At 63.3% G+C, this 16,761-nt stretch carries 15 protein-coding genes and 1 pseudogene; 5 read left to right on the plus strand and 11 right to left on the minus strand.

Annotation, left to right across the window (positions count from 1 at the left end):
* Positions 1–311 precede the first annotated feature (311 nt).
* Together D3880_RS03575 and D3880_RS03580 are read right to left on the minus strand one after the other, a co-directional pair.
* Positions 312–1,115, minus strand: a complete 804-nt coding sequence (locus tag D3880_RS03575; protein WP_119892157.1) for an NYN domain-containing protein — start codon at positions 1,113–1,115, stop codon at positions 312–314.
* A 229-nt stretch (positions 1,116–1,344) separates the two neighbouring features.
* Positions 1,345–1,713, minus strand: coding sequence for a nuclear transport factor 2 family protein (locus D3880_RS03580; protein ID WP_119892158.1), 369 nt, complete (start codon positions 1,711–1,713; stop codon positions 1,345–1,347).
* Between the two features lie 501 nt (positions 1,714–2,214).
* Between D3880_RS03580 and D3880_RS03585 the strand changes: the two genes are divergently transcribed.
* Complete coding sequence (locus D3880_RS03585; protein ID WP_119892159.1) at positions 2,215–3,030, plus strand: gamma-glutamyl-gamma-aminobutyrate hydrolase family protein; 816 nt, start codon at positions 2,215–2,217, stop codon at positions 3,028–3,030.
* A 180-nt stretch (positions 3,031–3,210) separates the two neighbouring features.
* Here the strand turns inward: D3880_RS03585 and D3880_RS03590 are convergent, their stop codons facing one another.
* The 3 genes from D3880_RS03590 to D3880_RS03600 form a co-directional block, all read right to left on the minus strand.
* Positions 3,211–3,555 (minus strand): zinc ribbon domain-containing protein YjdM, encoded by a 345-nt coding sequence (locus D3880_RS03590; RefSeq protein WP_119892160.1) that lies wholly within the window; start codon positions 3,553–3,555, stop codon positions 3,211–3,213.
* A 70-nt stretch (positions 3,556–3,625) separates the two neighbouring features.
* The gene (locus tag D3880_RS03595; protein ID WP_177412154.1) at positions 3,626–4,006 is read right to left on the minus strand and encodes a hypothetical protein; all 381 of its coding nucleotides are present in this window, start codon (positions 4,004–4,006) and stop codon (positions 3,626–3,628) included.
* 248 nt (positions 4,007–4,254) lie between these two features.
* Entirely contained in the window at positions 4,255–4,740 is a 486-nt protein-coding gene (locus D3880_RS03600) for an LEA/WHy family protein (protein ID WP_119892161.1), read from the minus strand.
* 568 nt (positions 4,741–5,308) lie between these two features.
* Here D3880_RS03600 and D3880_RS03605 point away from each other — a divergent pair.
* Positions 5,309–6,925: a multiheme c-type cytochrome gene (locus D3880_RS03605; protein ID WP_119892162.1), complete on the plus strand. Its 1,617-nt coding sequence runs from the start codon at positions 5,309–5,311 to the stop codon at positions 6,923–6,925.
* A 146-nt stretch (positions 6,926–7,071) separates the two neighbouring features.
* On the opposite strand, the gene D3880_RS03610 is transcribed toward D3880_RS03605, so the two are convergent.
* The 4 genes and pseudogenes from D3880_RS03610 to D3880_RS03625 form a co-directional block, all read right to left on the minus strand.
* The gene (locus D3880_RS03610) at positions 7,072–7,842 is read right to left on the minus strand and encodes a phytanoyl-CoA dioxygenase family protein (RefSeq protein ID WP_119892163.1); all 771 of its coding nucleotides are present in this window, start codon (positions 7,840–7,842) and stop codon (positions 7,072–7,074) included.
* 392 nt (positions 7,843–8,234) lie between these two features.
* On the minus strand, positions 8,235–8,645 hold the full coding sequence (locus D3880_RS03615) for a DUF4332 domain-containing protein (protein ID WP_119892164.1): 411 nt from the start codon (positions 8,643–8,645) through the stop codon (positions 8,235–8,237).
* A gap of 314 nt (positions 8,646–8,959) precedes the next feature.
* Positions 8,960–9,193 (minus strand): annotated as a pseudogene (locus D3880_RS03620) (helix-turn-helix domain-containing protein); the annotation flags it as partial.
* A gap of 289 nt (positions 9,194–9,482) precedes the next feature.
* A complete protein-coding gene (locus D3880_RS03625; protein WP_119892165.1) occupies positions 9,483–10,043 on the minus strand; it encodes a hypothetical protein in 561 nt (186 codons plus the stop codon).
* Positions 10,044–10,488: 445 nt separating this feature from the next.
* Between D3880_RS03625 and D3880_RS03630 the strand changes: the two genes are divergently transcribed.
* Positions 10,489–11,934, plus strand: a complete 1,446-nt coding sequence (locus D3880_RS03630) for a high affinity choline transporter 1 (RefSeq protein ID WP_119892166.1) — start codon at positions 10,489–10,491, stop codon at positions 11,932–11,934.
* Positions 11,935–12,138: 204 nt separating this feature from the next.
* On the opposite strand, the gene D3880_RS23170 is transcribed toward D3880_RS03630, so the two are convergent.
* Complete coding sequence (locus tag D3880_RS23170; protein WP_274381174.1) at positions 12,139–12,270, minus strand: hypothetical protein; 132 nt, start codon at positions 12,268–12,270, stop codon at positions 12,139–12,141.
* A 45-nt stretch (positions 12,271–12,315) separates the two neighbouring features.
* Positions 12,316–13,137, minus strand: coding sequence for an outer membrane protein OmpK (locus tag D3880_RS03635; protein WP_119892167.1), 822 nt, complete (start codon positions 13,135–13,137; stop codon positions 12,316–12,318).
* 434 nt (positions 13,138–13,571) lie between these two features.
* Here D3880_RS03635 and D3880_RS03640 point away from each other — a divergent pair, with 434 nt between their 5' ends.
* A complete protein-coding gene (locus D3880_RS03640; RefSeq protein ID WP_119892168.1) occupies positions 13,572–14,975 on the plus strand; it encodes a sodium:proton antiporter in 1,404 nt (467 codons plus the stop codon).
* A 204-nt stretch (positions 14,976–15,179) separates the two neighbouring features.
* Positions 15,180–16,622 (plus strand): mechanosensitive ion channel family protein, encoded by a 1,443-nt coding sequence (locus tag D3880_RS03645; protein WP_119892169.1) that lies wholly within the window; start codon positions 15,180–15,182, stop codon positions 16,620–16,622.
* The last annotated feature ends 139 nt before the right edge of the window (positions 16,623–16,761 follow it).

Genomic DNA, 16,761 nt, shown 5'->3' on the forward strand with positions numbered 1-16,761 from the left:
AATGGGGACCCGAGTTTAGCGCAAGGCGTCGGGTTTACGGTCCAGTGCGGCCGGCGTTCGCCGCCGCATCGTGGATGTTGACGCCGGTTGGCGGCGATCCGACACGTATTGAGGGCTTGTCACGTTACGGGCTGATGGTTCCCTGCCCGGGGCCGGCCAGCCACGTAGGGTGGATGACGCTCTTTTCATCCACCGGCTTTTGGCGACCGCGTGGATGCCCACCGCGTGGAAAACGCTTCGCGGTTTTCCACCCTACGGATCTGGGGCGTCCGGGCGGCGTTCCCACGCGGGAGCGTGGGAACGATCAGTGATTATTTGCCCGGCTTGCGGTTGCGCACGTACAGGTCCTTGCCGCCGGTGGTGTTGCTGCCGCGGGCCTCCAGTTCGAAGCGCTTGGGCTGGGCCTTGATCAGTTCGCTGAGTTTCTTGAAGCCGTACAGGCGCGGGTCGAAGGCGGGGCTGAGTTTGCTGATGTTGGAGCCGACCGCGCCGAGCTGCACCCAGTCGTCCTCGTCGTCGGCGATGTCGTCGAGCACCTTGGCGATAAAGTCCACCGGCACCTTTTGCGCCTTCACCGGGGCGGTGGCGGGTTTGGCTTCCTGGGAGGCACCGTTCACAGGCGCAGTGGCGGGTTCCGGCGCTGGTTCGACGGCGTCGGCGCGGAGGATTTCCGTGTAGATGAACTTGTCGCAGGCGGAGACAAAGGGCTTGGGCGTCTTCTGTTCGCCGAAACCGTAGACGGTCAGGCCTTCCTCGCGCAGGCGCACGGCCAGGCGGGTGAAGTCGCTGTCGCTGGAGACCAGGCAGAAACCGTCGAAGCGCCGGGTGTAGAGCAGGTCCATGGCGTCGATGATCAGCGAGCTGTCGGTGGCGTTCTTGCCCTTGGTGTAGGCGAACTGCTGCATCGGCTGGATCGAGTGGTCGAGCAGCACCTTCTTCCAGCCGCCGAGGTTGGGCTGGGTCCAGTCGCCGTAGATGCGCTTGACGCTGGCGATGCCGTACTTGGCGATTTCCTCGAACAGCCCTTCGACGATGGCGGCGGGCGCGTTGTCGGCGTCTATCAGCACCGCCAGGTGCTTCTGCTGCCGGGAGGTTTGCGGCTTGTTGGTGGCCATGGCTCGTCCTTGCTGGGGGTTGAGCCGACCTTACTGCGAGCGGTAGGCGGAGCGCCACCGTCGCGGCGCGATTGATGAGGGTTCCCACGCTCCGACGTGGGACGCATCAGGGTGGGGCTGATGGGTATCGCTTGCGCTCAACCCATCCTACGGTTGCTCAGGAGCCGGGGGGTGTCAGGGCCACAACCCCACGCGTAGCGCGGGAGCGATCCATAGTCGCTGGTCGGGCTCAGTCGTGGTGGTAGGCCTTGTTGACTATCTGCCAGCGCTCGCCGAACTGGGCTAGGGTCAGGTAGTCGGTGAAGCGCAGGCCGAGGTAGAGCGCGGCCACCTTGACCGTCGCCACCCGGCCGGTGACGTCGGTGGCGACGATGCGCATGTCGAAGGGCTCGCCGTTTTCGGCGGGTTTGGGCGTGCTTTCCACCTCGCGCATCCAGGCGTCGAGGGAGTCGTGGCAGAACGCGTCGTTGAAGTAGCCGAAGAGAAACGCCTGGGGGTGGAAGGCCTGGCGCAGGCGGGCGGTGTCGCCCAGGTGCATGCCCTCGAAGTAGGTGTGCACCGTTTCGCCGATGGCGGTCAGGTCGCGGGTGGTTTGCATGGTTTGCCTCCGGATTGGCCGTATGGGTGGTCAGCGGCTCCCCGTGCCGCTGTCGGGCCGGCAATGCATGCGCCGCGTGGTCGCGCACCGGCTGATCCTCAACGATAGCTGCAGTGGCGAGCGGCGCCGTACCGCTGGGCGGCTCGTTGCGCAGCTGCACCCGGGAGGTTGTCGGCGTCTGGAACGGACAAAGCGGTCTGTTCAGGCTATCCGCTCGAGCGTCAAATATATTGGACTTTCATGAATTTCGATTTCACGAATAAATACTTATAAATCATATTGTTGCGATAGTTTTCGTGCACGGAATTGGCCATTATTCTCGACGAATTGGCGCGAATTCGTTTGACATATTTAACGGCTCTGGCAGGCTGGTGCTCAGGTTTCGACCGTGAACAGGCACTTTCGCCTGGTTCCCGGCAGTGCTCGAAACCTCAGGCAGCGCCAGTCTTCGGCCGCGCGCCTGCACAGCAACGACAAGCCGCGCTTGTCCCAAGGTGACATATGTCCAACAGCAACATTGGCTATAACAATTTGAAAATCCGCAAACCCGTCGTCCTCATGTCCATGGGCGTCCAGGAACGCAAGGGCCATGACTATCAGGTGATGACCCACAAATACATCGTGCCGCTGGTCGAGCTGTCCGGCTGTGTGCCGGTGCTGGTACCGACCTGCTGCGGCAGCGAAGACCTCGAGCAGTACTTGGACATGGCCGACGGCGTGTACCTCACCGGCGCCGGCAGCAACATCGACCCGGCGCTCTACGGCCAGGAAAACCTCACCCCGAGCAAGGCGCAGGACAAGGATCGCGATCTGTTCGATCTGCCGCTGATCCGCGCCGCCATCGCCCGCGGTCTGCCGATCTTCGGCATCTGCCGCGGCATGCAGGAAATCAACGTGGCGCTGGGTGGCGACATGTATCAGAAGCTCTACGAGGAGCCAGGTTTCAACGACCATCGCGAAAACACCGACGACCCGGTGGATGTCCAGTACAGCCCGGCCCACAGCGTGCGCCTGGTGCCGGACTCCTGGCTGGCGAAGCTGCTGCAGGGCGAGGAAATCCGCGTCAACTCGCTGCACGGTCAGGGCGTGAAGACGCTGGGCAAGGGTCTGGAGCCGTTGGCCCGCGCCGAGGACGGCCTGGTCGAGGCGATCCACGCGCCGAGCCTGTCGCCGTTCCTGTTCGCGGTGCAGTGGCACCCGGAATGGCAGGCGGCGAAGAACCCGGACTCGGTGAAGATGTTCCAGGCCTTCGGCGACGCTTGCCGTCAGCAAGTGCTGAAGAAGGCGCCGGCGCGCACCTTCCATACCGCGGCGTAAGCGGCTACTGCGCTTTTGAGGGTGCCCACCTCCCCGTGTGGGCAGCCTTGAACAAGAAAGCCCGGCTTAGGCCGGGCTTTTTTGTGAGCGGGTATTTTTCGTAGGGTGGAAAACCGCGAAGCGTTTTCCACCCAACAGCCGGTGGATGCAAACAGCGGCATCTACCCTCCACAGAGCGGCTCAGACCTTCTTCACGAACTCCGATTTCAGCTTCATCGCGCCGATGCCGTCGATCTTGCAGTCGATGTCGTGGTCGCCGTCGACCAGACGGATGCTTTTGACCTTGGTGCCGACCTTGACCACCAGTGACGAGCCCTTGACCTTGAGGTCCTTGATCACGGTGACAGTGTCGCCGTCCTGGAGGACGTTGCCGACCGCATCCTTGATCACCTTGTCGCCTTCGCCGGCGGCTTCCGCGCCGGCGCTGGCGGACCACTCGTGGGCGCACTCCGGGCAGATCAGCTGGGCGCCGTCTTCATAGGTGAATTCGGAATTGCATTTGGGGCAGGGCGGCAGAGTGCTCACAGCGGATCCTCAGGTGCGGGAAGGCTAAAGGCCGCAGATTATATAGGGTTTTGCCGGCCAAGACGCCGCGCTACCAGCGCGAGGAGCGGTAATAGTCCCGATGGTGGCGGTGATGCTTGAACTTGTGGTGCGGCGTGATGATCACCGAATAGGGGCGGTAGTACCGTGGATAAGGGCGGTAGTACACCTCGGGGCGGTAATACTGCGGATAGGGCTGGTAGTACTCCGGATAGGGTTGGTAATACACGGCCGGGGGTGGTGGCGGGCCCGCGTCTATGTACACCGGGGGCGGGGCGTAGCGGCTGTTGGCGACGATGGCGCCACCGATCACGGCACCGATTAGGACTCCGGCAATGGCGGCGTCGCGGTTGGAACCGTGCGCCGAGGCCTCGCCACTGGCCAATGACAGGCTGGCGACGAGTGCGCTGAGTAAGAAAATACGGCCAAGCATGATCGCATCTCCTTCGAGGTTGACGGCCTGGAATCAGGTATAGATTTAGACCGCAATCCAGGCGGGAACTCCTGAGATACCAGTGTAATCCTTTGGTAAATCAACCGATTTCAGGCCGATATGCGGACACGCGTGGCGCGTTGCGGATGGGGGTGTGGCCGCGGCTGTTCGCGATGCCGCGCGGAGTGTGCAGCACCGCTCGGCTCACGCGGCGATGGGGCTCGCTGCGCGCAACTCGGCCTAGGTTTTCAAGGGGCCGGCGCCGGTTGCGGCAGGCTGAGCACGCCGGTGTCGGAAAAGCGTTCGGTGCCCCACCAGCCGTTGCTCAGTTTGCCGCGCAGCACATAGGGCAGGTTCTGCCGTGGCGGATTGCCGGCCATGCCCCAGGCCTGCCGGAACACCGAGAGGGCGGAAATGCTCACCGGTACGCTGAGCACGCTTTCGCCGAAGCGCGGCACCTGGCCGCTCTGGTCGCTGACGCCGCTGGCCAGCGGCTGGTCGTTGACCTGCAGATCGAGGGCCACGCCGTTGTAGTCGATGGCGCGGTCGTTGGGGTTCTGCACCCGCAGCTTCACCGCGAAGCGCATTTCCAGGCCCTGCGCCGGCAGCGGCTCCAGCCCCACCAGATTGATGCGCACTGGGTCGTGCGGGCCGAGGGTGCTGCAGGCGGCGAGACTCAGGGTCAGCAGGCCGAGGGTCAGCAGGCGTGAAAACGGATACTGGGGGCGGGACATGCGCGGCTTTCCGTCACGGGGTGATGCCTAGAGTAAAGGCCAGAGCGGGCGGTGGGGCCTGCCGATGTTGCTTGCGCGCATGGCGATCCAGCCGGGGCTGTCATTCGGCATGGGGGCATCCAGGCACGCCGGCGCGCTGCTCGCGGGGCGCGACGAGGGGTGGCGAATCATGCGCGCAGGCGAAGCCCATAGGCCCATCTGATTGGCTATAGATGGCCGGGGAGATCTATAGCGATTGGTTATCTTGTTTTAAAAAGAATAATAAAAACAACGATATATATAGCAAGATATAGCTACTTTCAGATAGTGACCAAATATTGACTTGGCAGTGTTGCACAACTAATACATTAAGCACGCTCAAGCAATCGACGTGTTCGCGGCGCTTGAGCGGAGTGGCAGGCGGTTGTGCTGACTAGGGTCATGGCGCGAAGACTGGCAGGGCCTTTCTTCTGGTGTCGCTGGGCGCTTCTCTCACGCTTGCTCGGGCGGGTCGATGGCATGGCTACTGCCGCGCCATCCACAACATTCGGCAAGGCGTGCCGCGTCAGGACGCGTTGGGGGTGGTGAGATGGATCAGGTGGATGCTGCCGCAGAACGTACACAGCCAGCCTCGGCGCGCGCCGCCGCTATTGGGATCGCCAGTAGATCCTCCATCAGCCGTCTTCTGTACTTGCTCGCCTGCCTGTTCACGGCGGCGCTGGCCGCCGCCGGCGAGCCGCAGGGCAATGGCAACCAGGGCGATGACAAGTGGCTGGAGCCGGCACGCTCCAGGCTCATGGGGGAGGCTGGCGGGCTGCCGTTCTTCCCGCACCGGGCCAACACCACGGACAATGCCGTGCTGAAGGTGCAGGACTTCGACGATGCCCAGGTCTGTGGCGCCTGCCACACGGAGATCTACAAACAATGGCGCTCGTCGATGATGGCGCAGTCCTGGGAAGAGCCCCTCTATCGCGCCCTGCTCAAGCAGGCCAGCGAGGCCACCGACGGCAAGGTCGACAATTTCTGCACCGGTTGCCATACCCCGATCGGCCTCACCACCGGGCAGATCACCTCGGCAGTCAACCGCTCCTCGATCGAAGACAGCGCCAAGAATACCCCGATGCCTGGGGTGGACTGCGAGACCTGCCACAACATCAGCGCCCGCACCGGCCTGGACAATGGCGCCTATGTCCTGAGCCCGCGTGCAAACGGTAAGCCGACCAAGTTCGGCCCGCGCAAGGATGCCGTTTCGCCCTATCACGACACGGTGTATTCGCCGCTGCACACGCGTTCGGACTTCTGCGCGACCTGCCACAACGTCACCCACCCATTCAGCAGCGTGGCGGTCGAGCGCACCTATGACGAATGGCTGGAGAGCCCCTACAGCCTCAACGGCGAAACCTGTCAGAGCTGCCACATGCCGGGGTTCGCCGGCAAGGCGGCAGTCATGGGGCCAGACCGCGAGAATGTCGCCTCGCATTGGTTCAGCGGCGCCAACGCCACGCTGCTCACCTACCTCGGCCAGCACGAAAGCGCGCAGCGGGCGCGCGACATGCTCGCGCGCGCCGGCGAGATTCAGTTCCAGCCGCTGCCGGCCGCCGTCGCGCCCGGACGCTACACCACGGTGGCGGTCAAGGTGGCCAACGTCGGCGCCGGGCACAAGCTGCCGACCGGCTTTCCGGAAGGGCGGGAGATGTGGATCGACTTCCGCGTGCAGGACGCCAGCGGGCGCGAGATCTACCGCCTGGGTGCGGTCAAGGACGGCAAGACCGAGGACGGCACGCGCAACTTCAAGGTGCGCCTGGGCGACAAGGACGGCCATGAGCTGGATGTCGAGGTGTGGAACGCCACGCAAATCCTCTCGGACAGCCGCATCCTGCCCAAGGGCTACGATGTCCGCGAGTTCGCCTTCCTGGTGCCGGCCGATGCCGTCGGGCCGCTCAGTCTGAGCGCGGAGCTGAACTACTGGCCGTTCTCGCAGAAGCTCGCCGACTACTTGCTCGGCAAGGGCAAGTTGCAGGTGGAAATCACCCGGATGGCCAAGGCCACGCAGAGCCTGCCGCTGTCGGCCTATGTGGCGGAAGGCGGCCTGTCGGCGCCGTCGCCGTGCCCCGATCGCCGGACGGCCTGGGCGTCCGGCGGCCCGGTCCCGCTGTGCGTCCCCGAACGGCGCTGGGGAGAAGGCTTGCAGGCGCGTGCGCCCTAGCGGGCTGTCTCAGGATTAAGGCGGCTGGTGGGAGAATGTGGATAGCCCCCTGCGGGAGCCAGCTTGCTGGCGATCTTGGTCGTCCGTTGGCGGATCGTCCTGCAAGTCTGGCCACGACTCTGCGAGATAGCCCCCGAGGCTCCGTCTCAGTCGTACTCGGCCTCTGCATGTTCGCCGAGCAGACGCCGCTGGCGTGGGGTACAGGCGGCCAGTACCTCGGGGTTGAAGTGAAAGTGCAGATAGGGCGAGAACTTCTGCGCCACCATGCGCCGGCCGTAGTGCACCTGCAGCAGGTAGCGGGTGCGGTCGGCGGTGCGGTTGCGGCTGCCGGCGTGCCACAGCTCGCTGCGAAACAGCAGCGCGTCGCCGGCCCGGCACAGCACCGGCTCGGGCGTGCGCCCGTGCCAGTGCGTTTCGCCGGGCGCGGGCTTGCGTCCGGCGCGGTGGCTGCCGGGGATCACCAGGGTCGGGCAGAGGTTGGCGTCGATGTCGTTGAGGTACAGGTGTGCGGTGCAGATCTGCATCGGCAGCTCGAAGGTCGGATCGGCCAGCAGCGCCGCGGGCAGTTCCATGACCTGATAGTCCTGGTGCAGCGCGGCGCCGATGAAGCCGGGATGGCAGCGCCAGGCGGTCTGACCGATGACATGGCAGTCGGCGCCCAGGGCCGCTTCGGCCAGTTCGATCAGCCCCGGCAGGTCGAGATAGGCCAGCCACAGCGGATCGCGGTTGAACACGCATTTGTAGTGATCGAGCAGGCCGCTGTAGTCCCAGTGGATGGGCTTGAGTTGGTCGATCGCGTGGCGAAGTTCGCCGATCTGTTGGCTATCCAGCACGTTTCTCAGGAGTGCGTAGCCCTGGGTATGCAGCGCCTGCAGGCGCTCGGCGGTCAGGGCTGGGGCGGTGGCGGAGAGGTTCATGGCAGGCGTCCCTCGCGGCTTCTTCATTCATGCTGGCATGCGCGCACAGAACAAAAAAGCCGGATTCGTAGGGTGGGTTAGCCGCAGGCGTAACCCGCCGACCCTGCTGGTGCATAATTGCTTCTCACGTGACCACCTGTTTGAATTGCCACTGACCAGTCATTTGCATTCGATCTGACCACGCATTTGCAAACGGAATGACCACTTCCGCGAGCCACCCGCCCGGCTCAAAAAGTTGACGAACTAGCTCGGGGCGTGAAGCGGACTGTCGTGGTGGCTAACGTGCCGCTTAATTGGCTGCCAACTAAATGCAGTGTAATTGACAGCCCGAGTTGATGCGGCTGTTAGGTAGTTACGGTGGGCAATGCTTCGCTTTTGTCACCCCGCCCGGGCTACAGTATCTTTTCCAAAGCTTTGGCCTGTTTTATCCAGTCTTTCACCAATTCAAAGGAGGGTGCCCTACCTACCAATTTGATTTTCTTTTGTTCTATCAAATCCTCCAACTCAGAGTGCAAATGTTCTGGCCGTTGTTTGGCAAGATCGGGAACCGTTTTCACTCCATTAATGTGTTCTAATAGGTCGGATAAAACTCCACCGACCCCATGAATACGAGCCAGATCTGCGCGGTCGGCCAATGCTAAGAGCTTTGGCCTTGTCAGACCGCAGTGCTTTGCTAATTCGCTTCTCTCGTGGGGTGTCCGACATGCGTCTAAGAGTTGATCGCTATCGTGTATCCCTTGCTCCTTCAGTTTGCTTTCTAATTCAGAAGCCATGCCGACAAGCTTGTTCAGGGGAATAGCCATGACAAACCTCCAATCGGTTGATGGGGAATTACACTCATAACATGAAATACCAATTTCTCGGATTTCTTCGCTTCGTTGTTTTTCACCTCCTGATCCAGTCGGACGTCTAACTACTAGGCGGCATGCCCTGTCGCGTTTGCATGTCGTATAAAAACTTCGTCTCACGCCAAGTCGTTCATTCTTCTGGAGTTGGCGGGATAAACGCGACACTTTTCGGAACAAACGCGACAGGGCGAGAGAAGCTTTCGGGGCCGAGGTATGTTCCTTTCGGATGCACCTATGAACGTAGTAGCGCTACTGGCACCCAGCCAGGGTCAAGAAGTGCACTTCGTCCGAAACTGCCAGGGCGTCACGCCCTTCCAGCGTTTGAAGGCATGGATGAAGTTGGAGACTTCCCCATAGCCCAGGCGGGCGGCGATTTCTTCCAGGCGGATGCCGCCGGCGGCCAGCAGTTCCTCGGCCAAGATCTGGCGCACTTCATCCTGCAGCATGCGAAAGCTCGAGCCTTCTTCCTCCAGACGGCGGCGCAGGGTGCGCGAGGTTATGTGCCACGATCTCTGCCTGTCACGCGACTCACAGAGATGATGGTCTGGTCGGATGCCAACAGGTGGTCAGATGGAATGCAAACGTTTGGTCAAGTCCATGCAATTGCCCAACTGGACGCCGGAGTCTATGGCGGCACCGTTGCTGGGTTACGCCGCTACGCGGCTAACCCAGCCTACAACAGCTGTGTTCAACCCTTAGCCGATACATGGCCAAAAAAAGGCCAGCGCTAAGGCTGGCCCGAGTGACACCTCGCCCAGCGTTGTGCCCGCCGGGTCGTGGACTTGCGGATGTTTATTTGTACTTGGTGTTGAACAGGGCGATCTGCTTCACCGGCTTCGGCTCTTCCTTGGCCAGCACGTAGACCACGCGCTCGCCCTGCGGGCCGCCGCCGATGTCGTTGAAGCTGAAGGTCGGCTCGCCGATCTTGTTCATGTCGACCATGTCGCCGTAGCGGCTGAATACGTAGATGTGCCCGTCCTGACGGATCTCGCCGTAGAACTTCTCAGCCGGGGTCAGGGCGACGGTGAGGAACTGATAGGCGGCGGTCTGCGCCAGCGGCTTGGCCTGATCCTCGGCGCGCAGGGCGACGGCGATCGGCAGGCCGGACTTGGCGTCCTTCAGTTCGGTGTCCTTGATCACCGGCGCCTTGCCGGTGGCGACGAAGTCGCGGAACACCTGGTAGTCATCGAACAGGAACAGCTGGGTTTCGGTGCGGACCTGATACCAGTCTTCGTTATTCAGCGCCGAGGCGGCCGGCTTGGCGGCGGCGACCGGCGCGCTCGGGGTGGTGCTGCTGCAGGCGGCGAGGCTGGCCACCAACAGGGACAAGGACAGCAGTTTGGCGTAGTGCATGGGTTCCCCCTCCAGGGTATGAGGTGGACGCAAAATGCCGCACATCGATGACAAGGCGATGACCGTCAGGTGACGCTCGCGTGACGCTGTGCAGGATGTAAAACGCCCTTGCGGCTTGACTGTAAAAAATAACCAACTGGCAGTTGTCCGCGTTTTCTTTAAAAGCGCTTTTATTCAGGTGCTTGCGCGAATGTAACAAGGCGTGTTAGGCGCCGCTCGCCGTTTTTATGGCGATTTCTCTTTACAACCGTTTGACATATTTGACGCATTTGGCAGACTGCCCGGCGAGGTGCGAAGCGGATCGTTGTGGGCGGGGGAGATGCCTTCGGGCGCGCCCAGTGGCGAGACAGGTGCTTCACAACCAACAAAAACAATTTGCCCTTCGCGGCGGCCATGGCATCAGCCAGGGCAGGGGCCGCAGGGGCGTGCACTGAGAGCAGAACGAATGCTGATCTGGTTTGTTGCGGCCTACCTGTTGGTCACGGTGGGTATCGGTTTCTACGCTTCCACCCGTGTGAAAAACTCCAGCGACTTCGCTGCCGGCGGGCGCAGCATGGGCTTCCCCATCGTCGCCGCCATGGTCTTCGCCACCTGGTTCGGCTCCGAAGCCGTGCTGGGTATTCCGGCGAGCTTCATCGAGGAAGGTTTCGCCGGCATCATCGAGGACCCGTTCGGCTCCTTCGGCTGCCTGATGCTGGTCGGTCTGTTCATCGCGCGTCCGCTGTACCGCATGAATCTGCTGACCATCGGTGACTATTTCCGCAAGCGCTTCGGGCGGAATGTCGAGCTGATCACCAGCCTGGTGATCATCGCCTCCTACCTGGGCTGGATCGCCGCCCAGCTCACCGCGCTCGGCGTGGTGTTCAACGTGCTCTCCGACGGTTCCATCAGCACCACCCAGGGCATGCTGCTGGGCACCGTGATCGTGCTGGTCTACACCCTGTTCGGCGGCATGTGGTCGGTGGCGCTGACCGACTTCTTCCAGATGATCATCATCGTCGTCGGTCTGGTCTACCTGACCTGGCTGATCGGCGACATGGCCGGCGGTGCCGATGTGGTGATCGCCCATGCCGCGGATGCCGGCAAGTTCACTTTCATCAACAGCTTCGAGCCGAAGGACGTGGTCGCCTTCATCGGTGCGGCACTGACCATGATGCTCGGCTCGATTCCGCAGCAGGACGTGTATGCCCGGGTGATGTCGGCCAAGACCGAGAATATCGCCGCGCGCGCCTCGATGTTCGGCGCCGGCTTCTACCTGTGCTTCTGCATGCTGCCGATCTTCCTCACCTACGCCGCCTCGATGATCGACCCGGAAATGGTCAAACGCTGGCTGGCCGAGGATGCGCAGATGATCTTGCCGCACCTGATCCTCGAACGGACCCCGCTGTTCGCCCAGATCATGTTCTTCGGTGCACTGCTATCGGCGATCATGTCCACCGCCTCCGGTACCCTGCTGGCGCCGTCGGTGACCTTCACCGAGAACGTGCTCAAGCGCTTCCTGCCGGATATGAACGATAAGCAGTTCCTCTTGGCCATGCGTCTGACCATCGTCGCTTGCACCATCTTCACCAGCGTCTTCGCCCTGTACTCGGATGCGAGCATCTACGAGATGGTCGGCAACGCCTATAAGGTGACCCTGGTCGCCGCCGTGGTGCCGTTGCTCGCCGGGCTGTTCTGGAAGCGCGCGACCACCCAGGGCGCGCTGTTCGCCATCGCCTTCGGCCTGGTGTCGTGGGGTTACCTGGAATACAGCCTGACCGACGCCGCCTTCTGGCCGCCGCAACTGGCCGGCCTGCTGTTCAGCCTGGCGGGCATGCTGATCGGTTCGCTGCTGCCGCAGTTCATGGGCCGCCGTGACGCGCTGGCGCAGGGCAGCACGCAGACGGCCTGAGCCGCACTGCACTATTAAAAGGGGGCGAAGCGATTCGCCCCTTTTTTTTGTGGGCGCCCGAAACGCGTAGGACTAGTGGGTAGGTTGGGTTGAGACGCGCAGCGCCGAAGCCCAACGAATGAGCGGGCACCGGTGCCGGCAGCAGCTCCGCTGTTGGGTTTCGCTGCGCTCAACCCAACCTACCAGTGCGGTGCAACCCGGCGGCTACCAGGCCAGCCGTATCCCCAGGTTGCCGCCCCAATCCTCGCGCTCATGCGAGTCCAGATTGCGGCTGTGTTCGACACCCGGGTACAGGCTGACACGCTCGCCGAGCTGGCCGACCACCCCCGGCGCCAAGCTCCAGGCTGCTGCCCCGCAGGCGGCGCGGGACGCAGGCCGAGATCAGAAGTGCACTTTGGCCAGGAAGCTCAGGGCGCTCTGGTCGGTGCCGCCGAGGATCTCGTCGCCGAGGAAGCTGTTGTCGTCGATGGCGTACTTGTCCGACCAGTAGTCGTACTCGACGCCGACGTAGAACTTCTTCACCGCGCCCCAACCCATGGCCTTGCCCAGGTCGTACTTGATCTGCGGGTTGATGTGCAGGTTGGCGTGCATGTCGGTCGGCCGGCTGGTGGTGGCGTCCTTGTTGTTCCACACCCAGTCGATGAAGCCGTCGATCACCAGGTCGGAGTTGCCCACCGGGAGGGTGTAGGACCAGGTCGGGGTGACCTGCCACTGGCCGCTGGGCTGGCCGCTGATGCCGTCCGGTTTGCGGTAGTAGAAGTTCAGCTGGAAGTAGTCGAAGCCGGGGATGGCCAGGTCGAAGCCCGGGCCGAGCAGGTAGTTCTGCGTGCTGTTTTCGCCGCGCTCGTAGGTGCCGGCGAGCAGCACGTCCTTGATCGGGCCGAATTCCAGCTTCTGGTCGAAGACCTTGCCGAACGACAGGCGCGGGGAAATCTCGCCGTAATAGGTGTCCTTGCCGAGCTGGGAGTCGGCTTCGCCCTGATAGTTGATCTGGTCGACGAAGATGAACAGGTCGCCGAAGCTCCAGCCGCTGGCGTGCTCGAAGGTCCAGGTCTGCTGGGTCGGCGGGTTGACCTTGAAGTCCTTGCCCCACAGGAACGACAGGCTGTTGTCCTGCCACAGCAGCAGGTCGCCGGCCGCGGCCTGGCCGGTCGTGGCGAGCAGGCCGCCGGCGAGTATGAGGGCGGGGAGGGTATGGTTCATCGAGCTTTGGCTCCTAACGGGCATCGGTCTAGTGGTTAACCTGTCTCTGTGGTCAGGCTTTGCCGCGTTATTTTGCAAGAACGCGGCAAGAACGGCGGAAAAATTTCTGCCAAGTCCAACGAGTGCCGGTAAAGATCGCGGCTGGCGAGCAAGTTCTGCTTGGTTGGCGACTGGGGCGGTGGCAAGGCACTCATGGGGACACGCGCACAGTGAGCAAAGGGGGGCGGCCGCTGATCAAGTGGACAACGTCGCCTTGGCTTGGGCATCCAAGCGCTGATCGGTCGTGATGCGTCCTGCATGGGCGTGGCACTGGCCGGCAGGTTTGCTTTTTCGCGGCTTCAATGAAAAAGCCTGAAACGGCAAAAGCCCCGGCTTGATAGGCAATTTGTATTACCCTTCCGTCCGTCATTGGAGAAAAGCACTAGGGAGCTTTAATGAAGTCACTGCTGAAAATCTGCCTGGCCGTGCTGCTGTGGGTGCCGGTCTTGGCTCAGGCGGCAGACCTGGATGGCGCCAGCCTGAACCTGAACTGGGCGCTGCCGTTCGCCGGCATCCTGCTGTCGATCGCGCTGTTTCCGATCTTCGCCCCAGGCATCTGGCATCACCATTTTGGCAAGATCACCGCCTTCTGGACCCTGGGCTTCCTGCTGCCGTTTGCCGTCAGCTTCGGCGGCCATACCACCGCGGCGCTGGTGGTGCATGCGCTGCTCGCCGAGTACATCCCCTTCATCGTCCTGCTGTTCGCCCTCTACACCATCTCCGGCGGCATCCTGCTGTGGGGCAACCTGCACGGCTCGCCACGGTTGAACACCGGCCTGCTGGCGATCGGCACCCTGCTGGCCTCGCTGATGGGCACCACCGGCGCGGCCATGCTGCTGATCCGCCCGCTGCTGCGCGCCAATGACAACCGCCAGCACAAGGTGCACGTGGTGGTGTTCTTCATCTTCCTGGTCGCCAACGTCGGCGGCGGCCTGACCCCGCTGGGCGACCCGCCGCTGTTCCTCGGCTTCCTCAAGGGCGTGGATTTCATGTGGACGGTCGAGCACATGGCCGCACCGGTGGCGCTGCTGGCGCTGGTGCTGCTGGCGATCTTCTATCTGGTCGACCGCTACTTTTATGCCAAGGAAGACGAGCTACTGGCGCACGACCCGTCGCACGATGCACCGCTGAAACTGTACGGCAAGCGCAACCTGCTGCTGCTCGCCGGGGTGATCGGCGCGGTGCTGCTGTCCGGCGTATGGAAGCCGGGCATTCGCTTTGATGCCATGGGCACGCCGGTCGAGCTGCAGAACCTGGTGCGCGACGGCCTGCTGCTCGGCCTGGCGCTGCTGTCCCTGGCGATCACGCCGAAACAGGTGCGCGCCGGCAACGAGTTCAATTGGGAGCCGATGCTGGAGGTGGGCAAGCTGTTCGCCGGCATCTTCATCACCATCGCCCCGGCCATCGCCATCCTGCGCGCCGGCAGCCAGGGCCAGTTGGCCGGGCTGGTGGCGCTGGTCAGCGACTCCACCGGCGCGCCGCTGAACGCCATGTACTTCTGGATGAGCGGACTGCTGTCGGGCTTCCTCGACAATGCGCCGACCTACCTGGTGTTCTTCAACCTCGCCGCCGGCGACGCGCAGACCCTGATGCAGCAGCTGCCCGGCACCTTGCTGGCGATCTCCATGGGCGCGGTGTTCATGGGCGCGCTGACTTATATAGGCAATGCGCCGAACTTCATGGTCAAGGCCATCGCCGAGCAGCGCGGGGTCAAGATGCCGAGCTTCTTCGGTTTCCTGCTGTGGTCGTGCGTGATCCTGTTGCCGCTGTTCGCCGTGCTGACGCTGCTGTTCTTCTAACGCCTGACCTAGACTCTGCGGCAGGCGGCCGAGAGCGGCGCCGGTCATTGATTCGTAGGGTGGGTTAGCCGTAGGCGTGACCCACCGACCCTGCCGGACGCCGGGGGCCAGGGCGACAGCGCTGGTGGGTTACGCCGCTACGCGGCTAACCCGCCCTACAAAGCCGACTTTGCGGCACTTATTCAACCGGAAGGGAGAGGCGCGATGTTGGCATGGTTGGCGGAACATCCGTTATTGACTGCCGCCACGCTGCTCGCGCTCGACCTGCTGCTCTGGCAACTGCTGCCGGGCACGCAGCAGCGCTGGAAGCTGCTGCTGCGGATCGGCATCTTCCTCGGCTACAGCCTGCTGCTGTTCAACGCCGGCCTGAGCCCGCTGCAGGGCGCGCCGTGGCCCGAGCAGTTGCCCGCGCACCTGATCGCCACCGTGCTGCTAATCGCCTGGTGGCTGTTGGCCGCACGCACCCTGAGCCTCCTCATCGGCGCCATGCTGATGTCGCGGGTCGGACATGGCGGGCGCCTGCTGCAGGATGTGCTGGGAGCGATCATCTTCCTGATCGCCGTCATCGCCGCCGCCGCCTATGTCATGCAGCTGCCGGTGCGCGGCCTGCTGGTGACCTCCGGGGCGCTGGCGATCATCGTCGGCTTGGCGCTGCAGAGCACCCTCGGCGACGTGTTCTCCGGCATCGTGCTGAACACCACCAAGCCCTACCAGCTAGATGACGTCATCTCCATCGATGGCACCGAGGGCAAGGTGGTGGAGATCGACTGGCGCGCTACCCGCCTGCTGACCAGCCAGGGCAGTCTGGCGGTGATCCCCAACTCGCTGGCGGCCAAGGCCAAGATCCTCAACTTCAGCCGGCCGAGCGAGCTGCACGGCGTGGCCATCAGCCTCGAGTTCGCCCCCCAGGTGCGGCCGCGGCTGGTACTGGAGGCGCTGGAGCGGGCCCTGCAGGGCTGCCGCGACTTGCTGATCTCGCCCCAGCCCAGCGTCGCCATCAAGAAGACCGCCACCGGCACGCTGGAATACGAGGCCAGCGGCTTCGTCGCCGCGATGGCGCACAAGGGCGCGGTGCGCAATCAGCTCTATGACCTGGCCTACCGTCACCTGCAGGCCTGCGGCGTGCTGCTGTCGACGGCGCCGTCCGGCCTCTCGCAGGGGCGGGCGCTGCTGGAGAGCGTGAGCCTGTTCACCTCGCTCGGCGCTGACGAGAAACTGGCCCTGAGCGAGCACATGCGGCGCCAGGAGTTCGCCGCCGGCAGCATCGTGCTGGCCAGCGGGGCGGTCACCGACTACCTGTTGATCATCGAGTCCGGGGTGATCTCGGTGACCCTGAGCGGCGAGGGTGAAACCCTCGAGGCCGGGCGCATGGGCCCGGGCGAGGTGATCGGCGAGGCCGGCATCCTCGCCGAGGCAGCCTGGCCGGCGCAGTTCACCGCGCTGACGCCGTGCGTGCTCTACCGCATCGATAAGGAGGCGCTGGAGCCCTGCCTGCAGGCGCGCCGCGAAATCGGCGAGGCCATGGCCAAGCTGCTCAGCTACCGCCAGCAGCACAGCGAGGCGCTGCTGCACGACAAGCCGGTGGTGGTGGAGAAGGGCGGCTTCCTGCGTTGGTTGCGCAAGCGTGCCCGGCAGCGCTGGAGCTAAGAGCCTGTTCACGACCTCGGGCGTTCCTTCCCGTAGGATGGGTTGAGCAACGCGATACCCATCGACCGCCGGATATCTGATGGGTATCGCTGCGCTCAACCCATCCTACGACGCTAAACCGGAGCGCTGAGCTGGGGGG

This window comes from Pseudomonas cavernae, from assembly GCF_003595175.1.
Classification (GTDB): Bacteria; Pseudomonadota; Gammaproteobacteria; order Pseudomonadales; family Pseudomonadaceae; genus Aquipseudomonas; species Aquipseudomonas cavernae.

Excerpts from the sequence above, each read along its gene's own strand:
- D3880_RS03575 (WP_119892157.1), bottom strand. The coding sequence starts at position 1,115 with ATGGCCACCAACAAGCCGCAAACCTCCCGGCAGCAGAAGCACCTGGCG.
- D3880_RS03580 (WP_119892158.1), bottom strand. The coding sequence starts at position 1,713 with ATGCAAACCACCCGCGACCTGACCGCCATCGGCGAAACGGTGCACACC.
- D3880_RS03585 (WP_119892159.1), top strand. The coding sequence starts at position 2,215 with ATGTCCAACAGCAACATTGGCTATAACAATTTGAAAATCCGCAAACCC.
- D3880_RS03595 (WP_177412154.1), bottom strand. The coding sequence starts at position 4,006 with ATGCTTGGCCGTATTTTCTTACTCAGCGCACTCGTCGCCAGCCTGTCA.
- D3880_RS03600 (WP_119892161.1), bottom strand. The coding sequence starts at position 4,740 with ATGTCCCGCCCCCAGTATCCGTTTTCACGCCTGCTGACCCTCGGCCTG.
- D3880_RS03605 (WP_119892162.1), top strand. The coding sequence starts at position 5,309 with ATGGATCAGGTGGATGCTGCCGCAGAACGTACACAGCCAGCCTCGGCG.
- D3880_RS03610 (WP_119892163.1), bottom strand. The coding sequence starts at position 7,842 with ATGAACCTCTCCGCCACCGCCCCAGCCCTGACCGCCGAGCGCCTGCAG.
- D3880_RS03615 (WP_119892164.1), bottom strand. The coding sequence starts at position 8,645 with ATGGCTATTCCCCTGAACAAGCTTGTCGGCATGGCTTCTGAATTAGAA.
- D3880_RS03625 (WP_119892165.1), bottom strand. The coding sequence starts at position 10,043 with ATGCACTACGCCAAACTGCTGTCCTTGTCCCTGTTGGTGGCCAGCCTC.
- D3880_RS03630 (WP_119892166.1), top strand. The coding sequence starts at position 10,489 with ATGCTGATCTGGTTTGTTGCGGCCTACCTGTTGGTCACGGTGGGTATC.
- D3880_RS03635 (WP_119892167.1), bottom strand. The coding sequence starts at position 13,137 with ATGAACCATACCCTCCCCGCCCTCATACTCGCCGGCGGCCTGCTCGCC.
- D3880_RS03640 (WP_119892168.1), top strand. The coding sequence starts at position 13,572 with ATGAAGTCACTGCTGAAAATCTGCCTGGCCGTGCTGCTGTGGGTGCCG.
- D3880_RS03645 (WP_119892169.1), top strand. The coding sequence starts at position 15,180 with ATGTTGGCATGGTTGGCGGAACATCCGTTATTGACTGCCGCCACGCTG.